This window comes from Bradyrhizobium sp. i1.15.2, from assembly GCF_040548425.1.
Lineage (GTDB): Bacteria > Pseudomonadota > Alphaproteobacteria > Rhizobiales > Xanthobacteraceae > Bradyrhizobium > Bradyrhizobium canariense.
This window is the reverse complement of record NZ_JBEPRQ010000001.1, coordinates 437,505-454,856: the sequence shown is the minus strand read 5'-3', so window position 1 is coordinate 454,856 and position 17,352 is coordinate 437,505. Positions and strand designations below refer to the sequence as shown.

The window sequence follows — 17,352 nt, the reverse complement described above, 5'->3', positions numbered from 1 at the left end:
AAATGCCGACGATTCTGTCGTATCCGGCATCGCGAAGGAACTTCGGCGACACCGTCCGGAAGGCACTCGAAGCCCAATACTCCGCGGAACTACGGGCATGCCGTTGCTTAACGGGCTCTTAGCGGCAACCGGCTAAGTTTTCGGCATTTGCAGGAATGTATTCGGGGGATCAGATGCGGATCGGGAAGCTCTTTGCGCTGTCGATGCTGACGGTGACGGTTTTTGCAGTCATCCTTGGCGCCGAGGTGCTGATACCCCAGGCGCGCATCTTCGCGAACCGCTCCGACGCGATCAAGACGGTCGACGCCTTTGGTGCGACCCTGACGGTCAGTCAGCACATTGCTAGCCTTCGTGCCCCCTACATTTCCCCGATTTTCCAGGAGAACGCTGCGACCCAGGTCCAGATCGAAGCCGCCGCGAAGGCGGCGAAAGCGGTCGATGTCGCGTTCGAGGGGGCAAGGCGCGCCATCATGGTGCTGGATGATTCCGGGCCAATGATCGAAAACCTGGACCGTACCGCGCGGCGGCTCAAGGATATCACCACCGCGGCAGATCGCGCGATGAGCGTTCCGCTGGCGACGCGCGACAGCGCTGCGATCAAGGGCTTCCTTCCGGGCGTTGCCGAGGTCATCGGCAATATCGAGCCGATCATGAACCGGCTCGAAGCGAAGGTCATCAATGCCGATTCCTCGCTTGCGGCACTGTTGAGCCTGGCGCGAACGGCGCAGGATCTGCGCGTCTCGGCCGGTAGCCGCGCCGCCTCGCTGTCGCCGGCGCTGAGCGCACGCCGACCGCTCACGGCGGTCGAATTCTCGCTGATGGATCGGATGCAGGGACGTGTCGAGGCCGACCGCGAGCGCATCGAGGCCGGCATCGACCAGCTCGGAAGCCCGCCCCGCATCGCCAGCGCGCAGAAGGCGGCGACGGATTCTTATTTCGGGAAAGCAGCGCTCATCGTGGACAAGGAGATGCCCGCGGCACGTGGCGACGGCAAGTACGGCATCAACGCCGAAGAGTTGGCCAACGTCATCGTACCCGCCATCCAGATGTTCTACGGCGTGCGCGATGCCGCCTTGGTCGAAGCTGCCGAGCGCGCCTCGGCCGCGCGCGACGGCGCGCTTGCGATGCTCGCGCTCGCGGGCGTGGCGGTGCTGGCGTTGCTGGGGACACTCGCTGGCGTGACCATGATGCTGCGCCGGCGCGTGGTGACGCCGCTGGGCCGGCTCGCGGACGTGATCGCAACGCTTGCCGCTGGGCAGCACGAGGTCGAGATTCCCGTGACCGGCCGCAATGACGAGATCAGCCAGGTGGCGGGATCGCTCCAGCACTTCAAGGACTCGCTCTCCGCCAAGAAGGCGGCCGACGAGGCCGCCGCGGTCGAAGCCGAGGCAAAACTCCGGCGCAGCCAGCGCATGGACCAGATCGCGCGCGATTTCGAAGCGTTGATCGGCGACGTCATCAACACTGTGTCGTCGGCATCGTCGGAGCTGGAAGTGTCGGCGGGAACGCTGACGAGTACCGCCGATCAATCGGAAAAGGTCACCGCGACGGTCGCGGCCGCCTCCGAACAGGCCTCCACCAACGTGCAGACCGTTGCCGCCGCCGCGGAGGAAATGGCGTCCTCGGTCGACGAGATCGGCCGTCAGGTCCAGGATTCCGCGCGGGTGGCCAGCGAAGCGGTGCAGCAGGCCGCGCGGACCAACGACTATGTCGGCGAGCTCGCCAAGGCTGCCGGCCGGATCGGCGACGTGGTCGAGCTCATCAGCCAGATCGCGGGCCAGACCAATCTTCTGGCGCTCAATGCAACGATCGAGGCGGCGCGCGCCGGCGAGGCCGGGCGCGGCTTCGCCGTGGTCGCCTCCGAGGTCAAGGCGCTGGCCGAGCAGACCGCCAAGGCCACCGGCGAGATCAGCCAGCAGATCACGGGAATCCAGAGCGCGACGGAGGATTCCGTCGGCGCCATCAAGTCGATCGGCGACACCATCACCCGGATGTCCGAGATCGCATCGGCGATCGCCTCCGCAGTCGAGGAGCAGGGCGCGGCGACGCGGGAGATTTCCCGCAACGTGCAGCAGGCGGCACGCGGCACCCAACAGGTCTCCGCCAGCATCGTCGACGTGCAGCGCGGCGCGAGCCAGACCGGATCGGCCTCCTCCACCGTGCTGGCGTCAGCGAAGTCGCTGTCCGGCGAGAGCAGCCGTCTCAAGGTCGAGGTCGGGAAGTTCCTGGATGCGATCCGGGCCGCGTAACAAGGTCATTGTGGAGGGAAGCGGCTTCACCTAGGCTTGCACCACCGGGGATGTCGCAGCCTCCCCGTGAAGTGGTGATCCCACGCAAGCGCTGCTCGCTGATGCTTGGAGCGAGCAATGGATGGGATCACAATCGAACTACCGCTTTTCCTGTTGGCCACTTTCGCCGGCGCGTTCGTCGCCGGCCTCTCCGGCTTTGCCTTCGGCCTCGTTGCTGCATCGCTGTGGCTTTACGTGCTGACGCCGCTTCAGAGCGCCAGCCTGATCGTCGGCTTCGGCCTCCTGGTGCAGGGCTACTCGGTCTGGAAGCTGCGCAGTGCGCTCGACTGGCGCCGGCTATGGCCTTTCATGATCGGTGCCGTCGTGGGCGTGCCGGTCGGCGTGTCACTCCTGACCTCGGCCGATCCCAAGAGCGTCCGCATCGCGGTTGGGGTGATCCTGATCGTCTACAGCCTCTACGCGTTCTTCAGGCCGCAGCTCAAGGTCGCTACAATCGTGCCGCCGGCCGCCGACATGACGATCGGTTTCGTCAACGGCCTGCTCGGCGGCCTGACCGGTCTCGCCGGCATCATCATCACCATCTGGTGCAATCTGCGCGGCCTACCCAAGGACGTCCAGCGCGCCACCTTCCAGCCCGTCGCGGTCGTGGTGTTTGCCACGGCGGCGCTGCTTCTGGGCGCCAAAGGGGCGCTCACGCTCGACACCGCAAAGCTGTTCGCGCTCGGCCTGCCGTTTCTCTTTGCGGGAACGTGGCTCGGGCTGAAACTGTTCGGCCGCATCGACGAGGCCACGTTCCGCAAGATTGTGCTTGCGCTGCTGTTCGTCTCGGGCGTCGCGCTGCTGTTCTGAGCCGCGCTCAGAACTCGCCGTGCAGCCGTCCCGAGAATACCGACACTGGGCCGCGATCAGCGTTGTATGCGGGGTTGACGATCAGCTGGTAGTCGGCGGTGAGGGTGAGATTCTTGTTCAGCGCATAGGCGTAATAGGTTTCGAGGATGCGCTCGCGGCGGTAGTTGAGCGCGCCATCGCCGATGAGAACACCGAGGCCGCCGGCGGCCAGGAAGTCGCGATAATCCTGCGAGATGGCATTGATGGCGCCGCCGACGCCAATCACGTCATCGGGCCGGCCCCATTTCGTGCCCTTGATCGAAAGACCACCGGACAGGCTGCGGTGAATGTCGGTGAAGGCCAGCGTCTCGGTCTTGCCGTCATTCCAGCTCCAACGGCCGAACAGACCGACATCCTCGGTGATCGCCTGCTCGAGGTTGAGCACGTAGCCATACTTCAGACGGCCGCGCCGGGTCTGCGCAATGTCGAGATTGAGCGCCGGATTGTTCAGCGTCTCGCGGAAGCTGCCCATATTGGCGCTGTCGAGCCAGCCTATGGTCCTGAGCTTGCCGGGCTGGCCAAGCAGCGAGAAGCGCGTTTCGAGCTCGAGCACGTACTGGCCGCGCTCGCCGACCCTGGTGTCGAAATGATTCGAATTGGACTCGGCGACCATCAGGAAGTAGCCGCCGCGCAACGCCCACTGCTTTTGGTTCAGCTCGGCGGTGACGCCGTAGGTGAGGCCAACCTTGTCGGCGGAATAGTCGAAGGCGCCTGGCGCCCACAGCGACCAGTTCATGAAGTCCTTGCGGGTGTCCTTGGCGTAGGCGTTGCCGTCGAACACGTCGATCACGGGGAATTTGCCGGCCTGCACCGTGAGCCTGGAAACGTCGACCTTCTGTCCGAGCTGCAACTGGCCGCTCGCGAGCTCTTCCTGCTCGCCGCCAAAGCCAAACGTCTGGCGCACGAACAGGCGCGAGGTGTTGTAATGCGGATAGGGAAAGTTCGACTTCTGCGCTTCGCCATTCGGGAAGCCGGCCGCACCGACGGTGTCGTTCAATCCAAATCCCTGCAGCAGTTCGGGATTGTAATAGACCTCGCCGCCGTCCCACAGCTTTGCGTTCAGGAACAGGCTGTTGCTCCAGGTCGCCTTGGCCTGCCGTGATGGCGAGAGCGAGTTCGGCCCGGTGTAGAGGGCGGGGAACGAAGGATAGCCTTGCGGCAGATACGTGCTCTGGCCGTGGATCTCCCAGCGATCCGATTCCGTGTCGATCAGCGAGCCGATTCCCGAGCTCTTGGGATTGTAGCTCGGCATGCCCGGCCAATCGACCTTGCGGTTGAGGCCAAGCCGGACCGACTGGAAGTCGAGCGATGAAGAATTGTATTGGGCGCCCGTGGAGAAGGCGACATTGCCGCCGTCGAAGCGGCTGTAGAGATATTCGACCCGTGCGCTCCAATGCGGCGCGAAACCGTATTCGATGCCAGCACCCGCGATCCAGCCGGGCCGCGTGTTCAGGATTTTCGGGACTGCTTCGCCTGCGGCCGGCGTGTCGAAATAGCGCTCACCCATCCAAGCAAAGCCGCCGGTGGCATAGACCAGCCATGGACCGCTGGTGTAGCCGAGGCGCCCGCGCACGCTCGCGGTGTAGTCCCATTGCTGCGTGACGGTGTTGGCGGGTGTCGCCAGGACGGAAACGATCGAGTTGGAGGTGATGTAGTTCGGAAAAGAAAAATCCCCTTCGACGCCGAGAAGCCAGCCGGAATTGAGACGGTAATTGTAGCCGGCCTGCACGCCGCCGATCATGCCGCTGAAGACGCCGCTGTCGTTGATGCCGGTGCCGTCGTTCAGCGCGGAGCGCGACGAGCCGAGGCTGTAGCCGGCATGCGCACCGATGTAGAGGCCGGTCCAGTCATAGACGGCCTTCAGCGCTGGTGCCTTCAGCGGCAGATCAGCCGCGCGGCTGGCGGCGGGCAAAGCCAAGACGCCCGAGGCAATCGCCGCGGCCGTCCGCAAATACCTGTAACGGTGACCCCTCAACGTCAAAACGCACGCCCCCAAAGCGAGTGTGTCCACTCGCCGCACTATCCCTGCCGATTCGCGGCGACCCTGTCATCAGGATTAGGTGCTCCGCGATCGAACGAGATGATCTCGATCCGGCCCGATTTCTTCCCAAGCTCCTGAGCCTGTTGCGAACCTTATTGCGATTAATTCGCAATAGCAACTGATGCGGATTGCCGCAGAGGATGGTTCGCACCGCTCTGTGACGGGACTGCAACAAATTCCGAGGCGCAAAAACAGTTGACCCCGCCCGGGGGGACATCCGGGCGGGGTCGGGGGCACGACACGGGGTGGATGAGGCGCCCGTGTCGGACGCGGGATCCACGTGAGATCGGCCTCAGGGACTCAAATCAGAAGCAGGTACGAACGCGGCCAACGTACTGGCCGTAGGCGTTGTACTGGGCGGCCCAGCCGCAGCGATGATAGCCGTTGTAATAGGGGTCGTTGCTGGCGGCGATCGCGGAGCCGACGACGGCGGCGGTGGCGATGCCCAGGCCGACGCCGACGCCCCAGCCGAGCGGCTTGGCTTGCGCCTGCGAGGTGGTGGCGACGACGCTGCCGGTCAGGGTGAGCGCGGTGAGGGCAACTGCGAAAATCTTGGTCTTGATCGACATGTGAAACTCCATCCGGGTTGAGGCGGTCCGTTGTGGCCCGCGTACCGAGTTGGACGGAGGCTCCGCGCGTCCGGTTCGAAACCGGCAAAAGCGGAGATCGACTTTGAAACTTTCCCGAATGATTCCAGCAGGATAAGCGCTAACCGAGCGGGCCTTCGGCGAGCCTGTTCACGTCGAAGTTATCGACCTCGGCAAGCAGCTCGCAAAAAGCGCGGGCGCCCTGGTCGATCAGTTGCTCGCCCTTCGCGGCCACGGCCAGCGTCGCATTGCCGACCGCGCCGCTTGGGTTGAGATCCTGCGCCTGCCAGGCGAATGGTGCGGGTCGCTGCGTCGACAGCCAGCGATATTGCTGCTCCATCGCGATGCTGCTCGCGGGAAAATCCGCGATCGCATCACCGCGTACCTGATCGGGATAGCGCGCAAGCATGATTGAGGTCTCGACCGCGCCGCCATGAATGCCGTGGCGCACTTCGTCGGCCGGGAACAGGCTGTCCGCGCCCGACAACCGCGACCACGACGTCGTCACCACGAACAGCTTCTGATGCGCGCGAAGATCCTGCGCGATCAGCATCATGGCCGCGCTGTTGCCGCCATGGCTGGTGATGATGACGAGCTTCTTCAATCCGCGACGCGCGACATCTTCGCCAATCGCGGTCCATTTTTTCAACGCGATGTCGGTCGGCAGCGTCTGCGTGCCCGGATAGTCGATATGCTCGGTGGAAATCCCGATCGGTTCAACGGGCAGGAAACTGGCCGGAGCGCTCTCGGGCAGCAGCTCGCGCACCCGCGCGAGATAGGTGTCGGCGATCAGCACGTCGGTCTCGAGCGGCAGATGCGGGCCGTGCTGCTCGGTCGCCGCCAGCGGCAGCACTGCGATCCAGCGCGACACCTCGGCGGGGCTGGCATCGGCCCAGCGGATCTCGGTCCAGTCGCGGGAAGGCGTCATCAAGGTTTCTTTGCCCGAATTTGTCGCGTAATTTGGGGTATCAGGGGACGCGGGCCAGGCCGGCTCGCGTCCCTGAATGTCTTGCGGTTTTATCGCGTTGCTTGGACATCGGCTAGAAGCGATCGACGGAGTCCCATCATGAGCCCCTCTCATCTGCGGCGAGCCTTAACGGCGGGTCTGATGGCCGCTTTCGTCTCGGTGGTCCCGACGCGCGCCGAGACCCTGGACAAGGTCACCTTCGGCACCAATTGGGTCGCCGAGGCCGAGCATGGCGGCTTTTTCCAGGCCGTCGCCGACGGCACCTACAAGAAATATGGGCTCGACGTCACCATCGTTCCCGGTGGTCCCAACGAAAACAACCGGATGCTCCTGATCGCCGGCAAGATCGATTTCTTCATGGCCGCGAACACGCTGATGTCGTTCGACGCGGTCGCCAACAACGTCCCGGTCGTGACGATCGCCGCGGTGTTCCAGAAGGATCCGCAGGTGATGCTGACGCAACCCGATGCCAAGGTCACCAAGATCGAGGACCTCAAGCCGCTGACGCTGTTCGTCTCCAAGGAAGGCATGACCAGCTATTTCCAGTGGCTCAAATCCGAATACGGTTTCAGCGAGAAGAACGTTCGCCCCTACAATTTCAATCCGCAGCCCTTCATCGCCAATCCCAAGAGCGCGATGCAGGGCTACGTCACCTCCGAGCCCTTCGCGGTCGAGAAGGCCGCCGGCTTCAAGCCCAACGTGTTGCTGCTCGCCGATTACGGCTTCAACACCTATTCGACCCTGATCGAGAGCCGCCGCGACGTGGTCGAGAAGAAGCCTGACCTGGTGCAGCGCTTCGTCGATGCCTCCATGGTCGGCTGGTACAATTACATCTACCGCGACAATTCCGCGGGTAACGCCATGATCAAGAAGCTCAATCCGGAAATGACCGACGAGCTGCTCGCCTATTCTGTCGCCAAGATGAAGGAATACGGCATCGTCGATTCCGGCGATTCGCTGAAGAACGGCATCGGCGCGATGAGCGACGAGCGCTACACCTCCTTCTTCAACAAGATGGTGAAGGCAGGCGTCGTAAAGGCAGACCTCGATTTCCGCAAATCCTATACGCTGCGCTTCGTCAACAAGGGCGTCGGCGCCGAGCTGCGCCCGAGCAAGCCGTAGCGCAAGGCCGATGTCATCAGTCCAAACGTCGGCGGGGGTCGAGGCCGGCCTGACGGCCCTGGCTGTCAGCCTGCGCGGCGTGACGAAGACCTATGACAACGGCGTGCTGGCGCTCGGCCCGCTCGATCTTGCGGTGCGCAAGGGCGAGTTCATCTCGCTGCTGGGCCCCTCAGGCTGCGGCAAATCCACCGCGCTGCGGTTGATTGCCGAGCTCAGCGCGCCGTCGTCCGGAATCGTGAGGCTGGCGCGTCGCGAGGGCAAGGTGCAGCCAAGTCTTGTTCAACCAGGTCATGGCATCGGCTTCGTGTTTCAGGAACCGACCCTGATGCCCTGGACCAGCGTGCGCGAGAACGTGCGATTGCCGCTGAAGCTCGCAGGCGTTCCGAAGGCGGAAGCGCGCGCGCGTGCCGACGAGGCGCTGGCAAGCGTCGGGCTTGCCGATTTCGCCGACGCCTTTCCGCGCGAGCTCTCCGGCGGCATGAAGATGCGGGTGTCGCTGGCGCGCGCGCTCGTCACCGACCCAGACATCCTCCTGATGGACGAGCCGTTCGCGGCGCTCGACGAAATCACGCGCTTCCGCCTCAACGACGATCTGCTCGCGCTGTGGCGCAGGCTCGGCAAGACCGTCATCTTCGTCACGCATTCGGTGTTCGAATCCGTCTATCTGTCGCAGCGCGTGGTGGTCATGACGGCGCGGCCGGGCCGCATCCAGGCCGACTTCCGCATCGAGACGGTCGAGCCGCGTGGCGAGGAGTTTCGCACTTCAGTCGCCTATTCCGATTATTGCCGGAAAGTGTCGGCGGCGCTGGCGCCGTCCTATGCGGGGCAGTCGACGCTATGAACGCGCAAGCTTCCGTCACTGCGAAGCCGTCCGGCGCAAAACGCGCGGTGCGCTTCGTGCTGCCGGTCATCGTGTTCGCGGCGGGACTTCTCGCCTGGGAGCTCGTGGTCCGCATCAAGGACATCCCGCCTTACGTGCTACCGGCGCCCTCCGTCATATTCGTGACACTGATCAAGGATTGGTCGGTGCTGTCACAATCGCTCGCCGCGACGCTGCTGACCACGCTTGAAGGTTTTGTCGCGGCCAGTATCGGCGGCATCGCGCTGGCGCTGCTGTTCAACCAGTCCAAATGGGTGGAAGCATCGCTGTTCCCCTATGCCGTGGTGCTTCAGGTCACGCCTGTCATCGCGATCGCGCCGCTGCTGCTGATCTATCTGGAGCAGCAGACCGCGGTCGTGGTCTGCGCCTTCATCGTCGCCTTTTTCCCGGTGCTGTCGAACACCACGCTCGGGCTCAATTCGGTCGATCGCAACCTCGCGGGCCTGTTCCAGCTCTATGGCGCCTCGCCGCAGCAGACCCTGCGCTTTCTCAAGCTGCCGGCGGCGCTGCCTTATATTCTCGGCGGCCTGCGCATTGCCGGCGGCCTGTCGCTGATCGGCGCGGTCGTGGCCGAGATCGCGGCGGGAACGGCCGGGGCCGGCTCCGGGCTCGCCTACAGGATCGCAGAATCCGGCTACCGCTTGAACATACCCCGCATGTTCGCAGCGCTGCTGCTGTTGTCGCTGGCCGGGATTGTCATCTATGGGGTGCTGGCGCTAGTTTCCCACCTCGTTTTACGGCGCTGGCACGAGAGCGCGCTTGGAAAGGACAACTGATGACCACCGGTTCGATTTCGTCCGAAAAGATCGACCTCCTGATTTATGGGCCGGTCCGGCCGATCCTCGAGAACGGGTTTTCCGATCATTTCGTCGTGCACAAGGCGGAGACGCGGGGCGATCTCGAGCGGCTGACGCCGGCAATCCGCGAAAAGATCCGCGGCGTGGCGGTGACCTATCACACCGTGCGCGCCGACAGGGATTCGCTGTCGCAATTGCCCAAGATCGAGATGGTGGCAAGCTTCGGCGTCGGCTACGACCACGTCGATGCCAAATACGCCGCCGAGCACAACATCATCGTCACCAATACGCCCGATGTGCTGACCGAGGAGGTCGCCGACGTCGCGATGGGCCTTCTGATCTCCACGGTGCGTGAGTTCATCAAGGCCGACCGTTATGTGCGCTCGGGTCTCTGGCAGACCCAGAACTATCCACTCAGCGTCGGCTCGCTGCGCGATCGCAAGGTCGGCATCGTCGGCATGGGCCGGATCGGACAGGCGATCGCACGCCGGCTCGATGCCTCGCTGGTGCCGGTGGTCTATCACACCCGCAATCCGTCCAAGGACGTCTCCTACAAGCACTACCCGGACCTGATCGAGATGGCGAAGGCCGTGGACACGCTGATGGTGATCGTGCCCGGTGGCGCCAGCACGAACAAGATGATCAATGCCGAGGTGCTGAAGGCGCTCGGCCCGCGCGGTGTGCTGGTCAACGTCGCGCGCGGCTCGGTGATCGACGAACCGGCGCTGGTCCAGGCGCTCAAGTCCGGCACCATCCTTGCCGCCGGTCTCGATGTGTTCGCGGCCGAGCCGAACGTGCCGGACGAGCTCAAGACCATGCAGAACGTCGTGCTGCTGCCGCATATCGGCTCGGCCTCGGTGGTGACGCGCAACGCGATGGATCAGCTCGTGGTCGACAATCTCAAGTCCTGGTTCTCAGGCAAGGCGCCATTGACGCCGGTTGCGGAAACGCCGTTTAGGGGACGCTGATGGGAGGTCTTCGGGTCCTAGCATCTGTGATCGCGGCATGCGTTGCCGCGATCGGCATCGCGCAGGCGCAGGATACAACGACCCTGAAGAAGGAGATGCCCGGGCAGTGGGAGCTCTCGACCACTGAGCGCAGCAAGACCTGCGTCGTCACGCTCAAGGCGGACGCCGCCGCTCAAGGCTTCAAGCTCGAGCTGGAGCCGGCCTGCAAGGCCGCGCTGCCTTTCACCAAGGACATCGTCGCCTGGAGCGTCAGGGGTCTCGACATCGTCCGCTTGCAGGATTCGAGTGGTGAAGCCGTGATCGACTTCACCGAGGTCGAGGCCGGCATCTTCGAGGGCCTGCGGCAGGGCGAGGGCGTCTACATCCTGCAGGACCTTGCCGCCGCCCGCTCGATGGCAAAGTCGATGGACCAGATGATCGGCGACTGGTCGATCGTGCGCGGCAACGGCCAGCCGGTCTGCGGGCTGACGCTGACCAACACGGAAGCCGGGCCGGACAATTTCCAGGTCTTCCTCAAGCCGAAATGCGATGCGGCGATCGCGCAGTTCAACCCGACGCAATGGCGGCTCGACCGCGGCCAGATCATCCTGCTGTCGAAGGCCGGTGAGGCCTGGCAGTTCGAGGCCGACGACAACGCGCAATGGCGGCGCGTCCCCGATACCGCCGATCCCCTGATCATGCTGCGCCAGTAGCGTTCGCCCGGCCTCGCAATTTTCCCGTTGCTGATGTCGATCCGGCGCCGGCTGGATCGTCATCCCAATAGCGAGCTGATTTCGCGGCCGAACTGGCCGCGTCTCGCCTCAACAGGAGTTTTGCATGCGCTTCATGTACATCGTTACTTCCCCGAAGCCCCTGGCAGGGCCGTCCCCGGCGCTGGCGGAGGCGATGCAAAGGATTTCCGAACGGGAGATCAAGGCCGGCCGGATGCTCGATAATGGCGGCCTGATGCCGCTTGCGACCGGCGCGCGGGTGTATGTCGCTGACGGCGAGCTCAGCGTCATCGACGGCCCGTTCGTGGAGGCCAAGGAGGTGATCGGCGGCTATGCCATTTTCGAATTGCGCGACAAGGACGAGGCCCTGGCGATGGCCAAGGAATTCATGCAGTTGCACCTCGACCACATGCCGGGCTGGGAAGGCACCTGCGAATTGCGGGCATTCGCGACGCCGGGCGTGGACGTGGCCTGTGAGGTCAACGCGCGTGCAGGGGTCGCCGCCAACGCCTGATGGACAACTCCGCTCGTCTCCTTCGGCGGCGATGACGGCCGCCGACACCGACATCGATCGTGTCATCCGCGCCACTTGGCGCGTCGTGCAGCCGCGGCTGATAGCCACGCTGTCGCGGATGCTGCGCGACGTGCCGCTGGCGGAAGAGCTGACCCAGGACGCGCTGGTTGCGGCTCTGGAATCCTGGCCCATCGTCGGCGTGCCCGAAAATCCCGGCGCCTGGCTCATGACCGCTGCCAGGCGCCGCGCGCTTGATCATTTGCGCCGCGGCAAGATGCTCGCGGAGAAGCACGACATGCTGGCGCGGGACATGTTGCAGGAGCAGGCGACCGTGCCGGATTTCGATGCCGCGCTCGACGACGACATCGGCGACGAATTGTTGCGGCTGATCTTCACGGCCTGTCATCCGATCCTGTCGCGCGAAGCCCGCGCGGCGCTGGCGCTACGCATGATCTGCGGCTTGACCACATCGGAGATTGCGCGCGCCTACCTCGTGCCGGAAGCAACGATCTCGCAGCGCATCGTCCGCGCCAAGCGAACGCTGTCGGAATCCGGCCTCGCCTACGAAACCCCGAGCGGCGAAGCTCTGTCGGAGCGTCTCGCCTCGGTGCTGGAGGTTGTCTATCTGATCTTCAACGAGGGCTATCTCGCGGCGCGGGGAGAGGAATGGTTGCGGCCGCAGCTCTGTGACGAGGCGTTGCGCATGGGCCGGGTGCTCGTCGGTCTGGCGCCGGACGAGCCGGAAGTTCACGGCCTCATCGCCCTGATGGACCTGAATGCTTCGCGTGCGCGTGCGCGCACCGATGCGAATGGTGATCCCATTCTGCTGATGGACCAGGATCGCACGCTCTGGGATCAATTGCAGATTCGTCACGGCCTGCGGTCGCTCGAACGTGCCTGCGAGCTCGGCGGCGCCGGAGGATTTTACGCGCTTCAGGCCGCAATCGCGGCGTGTCATGCCACGGCGGCGGATTCTGCTGCAGGCACGGACTGGCGGCGCATCGCGCAGCTCTATGCCGCGTTGGCGCTTCTGGTGCGCTCGCCGGTCATCGAGCTCAATCGCGCGGTCGCGGTCGGCATGGCGGAGGGACCGCAAGCCGGGCTCGACGTGCTGGACGCAATCGCCGTCGAGCCGGCGCTGACGGCCTATCATCATCTGCCGGCGGTTCGCGGCGACTTCCTGCAAAAGCTCGGGCATCTCGCAGAGGCGCTGCTGGCGTTCGAGGCTGCCGCGAATCTTGCGACCAATGGGCGTGAGCGCTCGCTGATGCAGCGTCGCGCCGCGGCGCTGCGCGACCAGTGTCTCTAGGTCGTCGGCCTGGGCGGCGGCGCGGTGCCTTGGGCCCACTTCTCCATCTTGCCGAGTATGCCCCAGGCCGTGAGCGCCAGCGAGATCGGCATCGCGAACTGGCCGAGGCCCGGCACCGCCGACACGAGCGTCCCGAGCAACCCGGCAATGCCTTCCGCGTTGGGGCTCGCCGTCACCGACGAGAGCAGCGCCGTGATCAGCGAGCCGCCGATGCCGAGCGCAGTCTTCTTGCCGTCGAGCATCTTGCCGATGGTATCGCCGAGCGCGCCATTGACCTGGCCGAGGACAGGCTTGCCGTCCCGGTTGAGCAAGGTGCCGAGCAGGTCGACGACCTGCTTCAACTGGTCGACGGGAGCGGTGCTGGTCGGGGTGAGGGGGCCTGGCATGGGGGCTGTCTTGTTGACGAGGGAGAAGAGCCGTTCGAACAGGCTGATCGGATCATTGGTGGCGGGCAGTGTATTGCCCGATGTAGTCGTTGCCGGCGTCACACCGCCGACCGGCGGCCGCAGCAATTGCGCGAGGTCCTCGAGCCGCTTCATGATCCGGGACACATCGCCGGTCGGTCCGGTGGGGGCCGACTGCGTCGCGCGCGTGAGGGCGGCGACCGTGGCGCCGTCGAGAAGTCCGGTATCTCTCAGGCCGTTCTGCTGCTGAAATTGCGAGACCGCGGTTCTGGTCTTCGGTCCGCTGATGCCGTCCTCGGCGAGCGGCGGATTGGCGCCGAGCTTGTTGAGCGCCTGCTGCATGAGAACGATCGTCGACGCCGCGTCGTCTTCCGGCTCCGCGCGGCTCGCGAATTGCGGGCTGTCGTCGAGGGTGATCGAGGAATCCAGCGACATCATGGCATGCAGGATTACCGCGGTGCCGAGCTGGGAATCGACGTGGTTCGAATCGAACACGTGATCGCGAACGAATTTGCCGGCCCTTGCCTCGGGCGGGCCATACAGCGTCGAACCGCCATAGAGATAGGGCGAATTGCAGCCCTTGGCGTGATAGCCGAAGCCGTTGAACGCTTCGAGCCGGAACAGAATCCGCGCGATCCCCCAGTCGTGAGCGCCGACGAAATTCTCGACCCTGAAGGCGTCTACGGCGCCGTCCACGAACGTGGCAAACGGACCGCGCCCCTTCGGAACGAGCGCCGTCACGCGATGAAGCGTTTCGCCGTTGCCGAGATAGGTGTCGAAATCGAAATTGGACTCGCGGTAATGGCAGAGGGCAGCGAAATGCCAGGGGACGCCGGTCAACCGTTCGATCTGCTGATAGGTCGCCTTGCCGTTGATGGCCTTGCGCGCGACCGCATTCGCGTCGGACAGGCGCGAAGGCCGGATCTCGAGATTGGACCAATTGCGCTCGTATTCGCTTTTCAAACTCTCGAATGAAATCATTTTCCGCTCCCACAATGAATGAACTATCGCAACTCCGCGTCAGACGAAGTGAACCGGGTGCCGTGATCAGGGCGTGAGGCCAGCGTGATCTCCCGCAAGTCTGGCAGGCCGCCGCGGCGCCGCGTGTGAAGTGGGTTACAACCTCGCCGGGAAAATGAGCGGCAGGACCGGGATCAGGGCGGCCGCCCGCGAGGGAACCGGCAGGGCCGCTGCCCCGTTAGCGACGCGAGACAGTCCGGCCAAGGAGCCCTGCATGACCACGCGCGTCCTCGCGATCGGCATCGAACCCGGCAATGCGGACTACAGCGCATTCCCGCAGCTCACGCCGGAGCTCGTGCGCAACTATATCGATGCGCAGCTGCTGCGCCTGCGCGATCTCGGTTACGAGGTCACGAGTTGCCTGATCGATCTCGATGCCGCGGCGGAAGCCGCCGTCACGGCGGCGTTGCGCGAGGAGAATTTCGACTGCATCGTGATCGGCGCGGGGCTGCGCGAGCCGAAGGAGCGCCTGCTGCTGTTCGAGAAGGTGCTCAACCTCGTCCACCGCCTGGCGCCGGATGCGGCGATCTGCTTCAACACCACGCCGGCCGACACCGCCGAGGCCGTGCAGCGCTGGGTCGATGCATGAGATGAAGCATCCGGCCGCGCGGCGCACGCGGCATGGCCTGAGCCGCCTTCGAGCCGAGCCTCCGACGCCATCGCGAGACGTGCCGGGTCCCGGCATGGTGATTTTTCTGGTCCGAATCCGGTTGCGGCGCTATGACTCGTCTGACCACAGGGGAGGGCGAGCATGCTTCGAGGTCTTCGCATTGGAAGTTTCGCTATCGCGGCATGTCTGGCGGTCGTAATCGCGATGCCGGCTCATGAGGCGGCGGCGCAGGACGCAATTGGCGGTGCCATCCTCGGCGGCGTCGGTGGAGCGATCGTGGGTGGCGCCATCGGCGGAGGCCGCGGAGCCGCCATCGGCGCTGTCGTCGGTGCCGGCACGGGCGCCGCGATCGCCTCCGAGGGCGAACGCCGCCGCTCCGGCTATTACGCCTATCAGCGCGGCTGCTACATGCAGCGCCGGGACGGCTCCTATGTCCCGGTCGATCCGCGATATTGTTACTAGATCAACCGCATCCCGCGCAAACTCGCATGCCCGCTCTTGCCCACGATGATGTGGTCGTGGACGGCGATGCCGAGCGGCTTGGCGATGTCGATGATCGCCTTGGTCATCTGGATGTCGGCCTGCGAGGGCGAGGGATCGCCTGAGGGGTGGTTGTGCACCAGGATCAGCGCGGTCGCGGATAATTCCAACGCGCGCTTGATCACCTCGCGCGGATAGACCGGGGTGTGATCGACGGTGCCGGTCTGCTGCACCTCGTCGGCGATGAGCTGGTTGCGCTTGTCGAGGAACAGCAGGCGAAACTGCTCCTTCTCGGCAAACGCCATGCTGGTGCGGCAATAGTCGATCACCTCGTTCCAGGACGACAGCGCGTTGCGGCTGTTGACCCCGCCCTTGGCGACGCGGTGCGCCGCCGCCGCGAGCAGCTTGAGCTGGTGGATCGCGGATTCGCCGACGCCGTCCACCTCGCGCAGGCGCGACACCGGCGCGTGCACGACCTCGGCAAACGAGCCAAAGGTCTTGATCAGCGACTTCGCCAGCGGCTTGGTGTCACGCCGCGGCAGTGCCGGAAACAGCGCCATCTCCAGCAGCTCGTAGTCGCTGAGCGCGTCCGCACCCGCGCTGTAGAAGCGCTCGCGCAGCCGTTCGCGATGGCCGAGATAGTGCGGCGGCGCGTGCTCCGGCTTGCTCTTGTCATGGTCGGTCTTGGCGGGCATCGGCCGCCAGCATTGCTGCGGGTAATCGTTTTTGCAACCGTCAATTGCGCCTGCGGCGCGCTGGTCCCGACAGCTGACCCAGAAGATGGTGGCTCAGCCTATCGGCTTCTTGGCGCTGTGCGCCGGCGGGGACACCGTAATCGCCACGACGCCGACAAGAATGAGCGCCATGCCGGCAAGGCTGGACCAGGTGAAGTGCTCGCCGAGCCATACGGTGCCGAGCGCCACGGCAAAGCCCGCACGCAGGTAGCTCCCACTGGTCGTGCCAAGCGGGCCGAGCATGCGGATCAAGCGGAAGTAGATCACCATCGCAAGGGCCGTACAGACAATCGCGAGCGTGATGACCGCTGCGATCGCGCTCGCGGGCGGTGGCGGGAGGGTCCAGGGCCGTTCGATGGCGGTGGCCGCGGGCAGCATCAGCGCTGCGGCGCAACTCATGGCGCCGGCCGCGGTGACGATTGCGGGCAGGCCCGAGAAGCGTTGTCCCCATATCGGTGCGAGCGCGTAGCAGAGGCTCGCGCACAGCACGGCCGCCTGCGCCAGCGGTGCCGTCGTGCCGATCCCCGAGAGCGCGTCGGCACCCATGGTCACCGCGACGCCCGCAAGCCCGAGCGCGATGCCGATGATCTTCCGGCTACTCATGGCTTGCCGCCCCGGCCCGGTCATCAACGCGATCGCGAGCACGAACATCGGCGGGGTCGCATTGAGCACACCGGCGAGACCGCTTGCGATATGCATCTCGCCCCAGCTGATCAGGGTGAACGGCAAGGCGCTTTGCAGCAGCCCTTGCACGAAGAAAGCCGCCCATGCCGATCCTCGACCGGGAAGGGCGTGTCCCTGCGCGCAGGCGACCGCAATCAGGAGAATGGCCGCGATCGTCACACGCGCGGCGACCATCGTGAAGGGCGGGATCGTCGGGACCGCGACCTTGATCAGCGTGAACGAGCTGCCCCAGATCAGCGAGAGCAGCAGCAGAAGCCCGATATCGAGCGCGAGAGTGGTTTGTTCTGTCGTGTGTTGCGCCTGCGGGCTCATGCGAATCTGCTCCGGGATGGACCGGGACCATGATGCGGCGCGGCGGCGCAGGCTGGCTGGATTCGGACCTCATCGC

Annotated in this window: 17 protein-coding genes; 11 read left to right on the top strand and 6 right to left on the bottom strand. The window is 64.9% G+C overall.

The window, feature by feature from the left end:
• Window positions 1-173 precede the first annotated feature (173 nt).
• Window positions 174-2,249, top strand: a complete 2,076-nt coding sequence (locus ABIB80_RS02195) for a methyl-accepting chemotaxis protein (RefSeq protein WP_354126997.1) — start codon at window positions 174-176, stop codon at window positions 2,247-2,249.
• A gap of 117 nt (window positions 2,250-2,366) precedes the next feature.
• The gene (locus ABIB80_RS02190; RefSeq protein WP_354126996.1) at window positions 2,367-3,098 is read left to right on the top strand and encodes a sulfite exporter TauE/SafE family protein; all 732 of its coding nucleotides are present in this window, start codon (window positions 2,367-2,369) and stop codon (window positions 3,096-3,098) included.
• 7 nt (window positions 3,099-3,105) lie between these two features.
• Here ABIB80_RS02190 and ABIB80_RS02185 read toward each other — a convergent pair whose 3' ends face one another.
• The 3 genes from ABIB80_RS02185 to ABIB80_RS02175 form a co-directional block, all read right to left on the bottom strand.
• On the bottom strand, window positions 3,106-5,088 hold the full coding sequence (locus tag ABIB80_RS02185; protein ID WP_354127109.1) for a carbohydrate porin: 1,983 nt from the start codon (window positions 5,086-5,088) through the stop codon (window positions 3,106-3,108).
• Window positions 5,089-5,483: 395 nt separating this feature from the next.
• Window positions 5,484-5,747 (bottom strand): hypothetical protein, encoded by a 264-nt coding sequence (locus ABIB80_RS02180; RefSeq protein WP_354126995.1) that lies wholly within the window; start codon window positions 5,745-5,747, stop codon window positions 5,484-5,486.
• Between the two features lie 139 nt (window positions 5,748-5,886).
• Complete coding sequence (locus ABIB80_RS02175) at window positions 5,887-6,693, bottom strand: creatininase family protein (RefSeq protein WP_007597807.1); 807 nt, start codon at window positions 6,691-6,693, stop codon at window positions 5,887-5,889.
• A 138-nt stretch (window positions 6,694-6,831) separates the two neighbouring features.
• Here ABIB80_RS02175 and ABIB80_RS02170 point away from each other — a divergent pair, with 138 nt between their 5' ends.
• The 7 genes from ABIB80_RS02170 to ABIB80_RS02140 all read left to right on the top strand — a co-directional run bounded on the left by ABIB80_RS02170 (window position 6,832) and on the right by ABIB80_RS02140 (window position 13,032).
• A complete protein-coding gene (locus ABIB80_RS02170; protein ID WP_354126994.1) occupies window positions 6,832-7,854 on the top strand; it encodes an ABC transporter substrate-binding protein in 1,023 nt (340 codons plus the stop codon).
• Between the two features lie 10 nt (window positions 7,855-7,864).
• Window positions 7,865-8,695, top strand: a complete 831-nt coding sequence (locus ABIB80_RS02165) for an ABC transporter ATP-binding protein (protein WP_007597804.1) — start codon at window positions 7,865-7,867, stop codon at window positions 8,693-8,695.
• Window positions 8,692-9,510, top strand: coding sequence for an ABC transporter permease (locus tag ABIB80_RS02160; protein ID WP_007597800.1), 819 nt, complete (start codon window positions 8,692-8,694; stop codon window positions 9,508-9,510). The genes ABIB80_RS02165 and ABIB80_RS02160 overlap by 4 nt, the downstream gene beginning before the upstream one ends.
• Complete coding sequence (locus tag ABIB80_RS02155; protein ID WP_007597799.1) at window positions 9,510-10,499, top strand: 2-hydroxyacid dehydrogenase; 990 nt, start codon at window positions 9,510-9,512, stop codon at window positions 10,497-10,499. The genes ABIB80_RS02160 and ABIB80_RS02155 overlap by 1 nt, the downstream gene beginning before the upstream one ends.
• Window positions 10,499-11,191 (top strand): AprI/Inh family metalloprotease inhibitor, encoded by a 693-nt coding sequence (locus ABIB80_RS02150; protein ID WP_007597798.1) that lies wholly within the window; start codon window positions 10,499-10,501, stop codon window positions 11,189-11,191. The genes ABIB80_RS02155 and ABIB80_RS02150 overlap by 1 nt, the downstream gene beginning before the upstream one ends.
• A gap of 124 nt (window positions 11,192-11,315) precedes the next feature.
• Complete coding sequence (locus ABIB80_RS02145; RefSeq protein WP_354126993.1) at window positions 11,316-11,723, top strand: YciI family protein; 408 nt, start codon at window positions 11,316-11,318, stop codon at window positions 11,721-11,723.
• A 31-nt stretch (window positions 11,724-11,754) separates the two neighbouring features.
• On the top strand, window positions 11,755-13,032 hold the full coding sequence (locus ABIB80_RS02140) for an RNA polymerase sigma factor (protein WP_007597796.1): 1,278 nt from the start codon (window positions 11,755-11,757) through the stop codon (window positions 13,030-13,032).
• On the opposite strand, the gene ABIB80_RS02135 is transcribed toward ABIB80_RS02140, so the two are convergent.
• The gene (locus ABIB80_RS02135) at window positions 13,029-14,417 is read right to left on the bottom strand and encodes a peptidoglycan-binding protein (RefSeq protein ID WP_354126992.1); all 1,389 of its coding nucleotides are present in this window, start codon (window positions 14,415-14,417) and stop codon (window positions 13,029-13,031) included. The genes ABIB80_RS02140 and ABIB80_RS02135 overlap by 4 nt on opposite strands.
• A gap of 253 nt (window positions 14,418-14,670) precedes the next feature.
• Here ABIB80_RS02135 and ABIB80_RS02130 point away from each other — a divergent pair, with 253 nt between their 5' ends.
• Both ABIB80_RS02130 and ABIB80_RS02125 read left to right on the top strand, forming a co-directional pair.
• On the top strand, window positions 14,671-15,045 hold the full coding sequence (locus ABIB80_RS02130) for a hypothetical protein (RefSeq protein WP_219679124.1): 375 nt from the start codon (window positions 14,671-14,673) through the stop codon (window positions 15,043-15,045).
• A 162-nt stretch (window positions 15,046-15,207) separates the two neighbouring features.
• Entirely contained in the window at window positions 15,208-15,528 is a 321-nt protein-coding gene (locus tag ABIB80_RS02125; protein ID WP_007597793.1) for a YMGG-like glycine zipper-containing protein, read from the top strand.
• Here the strand turns inward: ABIB80_RS02125 and radC are convergent.
• On the bottom strand, window positions 15,525-16,241 hold the full coding sequence (radC, locus tag ABIB80_RS02120) for a RadC family protein (protein WP_354126991.1): 717 nt from the start codon (window positions 16,239-16,241) through the stop codon (window positions 15,525-15,527). The two genes, ABIB80_RS02125 and radC, sit on opposite strands and share 4 nt — an antisense overlap.
• A gap of 93 nt (window positions 16,242-16,334) precedes the next feature.
• The gene (locus ABIB80_RS02115; RefSeq protein ID WP_354126990.1) at window positions 16,335-17,276 is read right to left on the bottom strand and encodes a DMT family transporter; all 942 of its coding nucleotides are present in this window, start codon (window positions 17,274-17,276) and stop codon (window positions 16,335-16,337) included.
• Between the last annotated feature and the right edge of the window lie 76 nt (window positions 17,277-17,352).

Coding starts and splice junctions, on each gene's coding strand:
- ABIB80_RS02195 (WP_354126997.1), top strand. CDS start 174: ATGCGGATCGGGAAGCTCTTTGCGCTGTCGATGCTGACGGTGACGGTT.
- ABIB80_RS02190 (WP_354126996.1), top strand. CDS start 2,367: ATGGATGGGATCACAATCGAACTACCGCTTTTCCTGTTGGCCACTTTC.
- ABIB80_RS02180 (WP_354126995.1), bottom strand. CDS start 5,747: ATGTCGATCAAGACCAAGATTTTCGCAGTTGCCCTCACCGCGCTCACC.
- ABIB80_RS02175 (WP_007597807.1), bottom strand. CDS start 6,693: ATGACGCCTTCCCGCGACTGGACCGAGATCCGCTGGGCCGATGCCAGC.
- ABIB80_RS02170 (WP_354126994.1), top strand. CDS start 6,832: ATGAGCCCCTCTCATCTGCGGCGAGCCTTAACGGCGGGTCTGATGGCC.
- ABIB80_RS02165 (WP_007597804.1), top strand. CDS start 7,865: ATGTCATCAGTCCAAACGTCGGCGGGGGTCGAGGCCGGCCTGACGGCC.
- ABIB80_RS02160 (WP_007597800.1), top strand. CDS start 8,692: ATGAACGCGCAAGCTTCCGTCACTGCGAAGCCGTCCGGCGCAAAACGC.
- ABIB80_RS02155 (WP_007597799.1), top strand. CDS start 9,510: ATGACCACCGGTTCGATTTCGTCCGAAAAGATCGACCTCCTGATTTAT.
- ABIB80_RS02150 (WP_007597798.1), top strand. CDS start 10,499: ATGGGAGGTCTTCGGGTCCTAGCATCTGTGATCGCGGCATGCGTTGCC.
- ABIB80_RS02145 (WP_354126993.1), top strand. CDS start 11,316: ATGCGCTTCATGTACATCGTTACTTCCCCGAAGCCCCTGGCAGGGCCG.
- ABIB80_RS02140 (WP_007597796.1), top strand. CDS start 11,755: ATGACGGCCGCCGACACCGACATCGATCGTGTCATCCGCGCCACTTGG.
- ABIB80_RS02135 (WP_354126992.1), bottom strand. CDS start 14,417: ATGATTTCATTCGAGAGTTTGAAAAGCGAATACGAGCGCAATTGGTCC.
- ABIB80_RS02130 (WP_219679124.1), top strand. CDS start 14,671: ATGACCACGCGCGTCCTCGCGATCGGCATCGAACCCGGCAATGCGGAC.
- ABIB80_RS02125 (WP_007597793.1), top strand. CDS start 15,208: ATGCTTCGAGGTCTTCGCATTGGAAGTTTCGCTATCGCGGCATGTCTG.
- radC (WP_354126991.1), bottom strand. CDS start 16,241: ATGCCCGCCAAGACCGACCATGACAAGAGCAAGCCGGAGCACGCGCCG.
- ABIB80_RS02115 (WP_354126990.1), bottom strand. CDS start 17,276: ATGAGCCCGCAGGCGCAACACACGACAGAACAAACCACTCTCGCGCTC.